Annotated in this window: 2 protein-coding genes; both read right to left on the bottom strand. The window is 53.9% G+C overall.

What is annotated here, in order from left to right:
* Positions 1–1,233: methionine--tRNA ligase (gene metG, locus D5S03_RS12840; RefSeq protein ID WP_353745158.1), on the bottom strand; the 1,233-nt coding region annotated here is incomplete at its 3' end.
* A gap of 64 nt (positions 1,234–1,297) precedes the next feature.
* On the bottom strand, positions 1,298–1,732 hold a 435-nt coding region (ricT, locus tag D5S03_RS12835; protein WP_353745157.1), incomplete at its 5' end, for a regulatory iron-sulfur-containing complex subunit RicT.

The raw sequence follows: 1,732 nt of genomic DNA, 5'->3' as shown, positions 1-1,732 counted from the left end.
CTTGGAAAACTGAAAATCCCCGAACAGGCGTACGTATTCATCCAGAGCGGTCAGCCCGGCATCCACCACCTCCTGGTCCTCCTGGGACAGCCCGGACTTTTCCGGCACAAGCCCCTGGAAATACTTATTGGTCATGGCCAGGGTGCGGCTGCACAGATTGCCCAGATCATTGGCCAGGTCCGAATTGAGCCTGTTCACCAGGGCCTCTTCGGAAAAGCTGGCATCCAGGCCGAACTGCATCTCCCGCAGGAGAAAATAGCGAAAGGGTGCCAGGCCGTATTTCTCCACCATGTCCATGGGCTGGACCACGTTGCCCAGGCTCTTGGACATCTTGGCCTCCTGCACCGTCCAGTACCCGTGCACCCGCAGCCCCTGGTACAGGTCCACCCCGGCGGACATGAGCATGGTGGGCCAGAAAACGGCGTGGGGCTTTAAAATATCCTTGGCCACCAGATGGTACGCTCCGGGCCAGTATCTTTTAAAGGCCTCCCCGTGGGGCCAGCCCAGGGCGGAGATATAGTTTATCAAGGCATCGAACCAGACATAGGTCACAAAATTGCTGTCAAAAGGCAGCTCTATACCCCAGGTCAGCCTGGATTTGGGCCTGGATATGCACAGGTCTGTCAGTTCGTCCCCCAGCATGCCCAGAACTTCGTTTCTATACCTTTCCGGCTGGATGAATTCCGGGTGGTTCAGGATATGTTCACGCAGGGCGGGCAGGTACCTGGTCATGCGGAAAAAATAATTTTCTTCCTTGAGGTATCTGGGCTTTTCCAGGTGATCCGGGCAGAGTCCGTCCTGGAGTTCTTTTTCCATGTAGAAGCACTCGCAACCAAAGCAGTAATGCCCCCCGTACTCCCCGAAATAAATGTCCCCATTCTCGTAGACGGTATTAAGAAAGCGCTGCACGCATTTTACATGTTCCGGGTCAGTGGTGCGGATAAAGGCGGAGTTTTCCACTTCCAGCCAGGGCCAGGCCTCTTTAAACAGGGCGCTTATTCTGTCAGCATACTCTTTCGGGGCCAGGCCGTTTTTTTCAGCTGCTTCCACTATCTTGTCCCCGTGCTCGTCCGTGCCTGTCAGAAAAAAGGTGTCTTTCTGCCGCAGACGGTGCAGGCGGTTTATGCTGTCGGCCACGATTGTGGTATAGGCATGGCCCAGGTGCGGCCTGGCATTTACGTAGTATATGGGAGTGGAAACAAAAAAGCTTTCCAATTTACACGCCTCCTGCATGCTTGCTTCATTCACAGACTTGATACGGACAATTCCCGCAGAATGGTTTTAAGAAGGTACGAACCTACTTGTTTTCCTTCTTTTTGTCCGGCTTTTGCAGCATCTGTTGCCAGTCCTGCAAGGGGACCTCCTTTTCCGTGCCTTCCTCGTCCAGGACAGTAAGGCTTTCCCGAAAAAGATTGGCCCGGATGACCCGGAGGTAGCCTTCCCGACACTTATATCTCTTGCCCATTTTGGGCAGCTTCTTCTGGAACTGGGCGTAGTGGGGCTGTTCAAAATTAAGACAGCACAACAGCCTGCCACAAACCCCGGATATTTTGGCCGGATTTAAAAAGAGATTTTGATCCTTGGCCATCTTGATGGTCACCGGGGCAAACTGACGCATGAACCGCCGGCAGCAGCATACCTGGCCGCAATTGCCCAGGGCACCCACCATCTGGGTCTCATGTCTGACCCCGATCTGACGCAACTCTATTCTGGTACGGTAAACCTTGACCAG

The organism is Desulfonatronospira sp. MSAO_Bac3, assembly GCF_003838035.1.
Taxonomy (GTDB): Bacteria; Desulfobacterota; Desulfovibrionia; order Desulfovibrionales; family Desulfonatronovibrionaceae; genus Desulfonatronospira; species Desulfonatronospira thiodismutans.
This window is presented reverse-complemented; position numbering and strand designations above follow the sequence as displayed.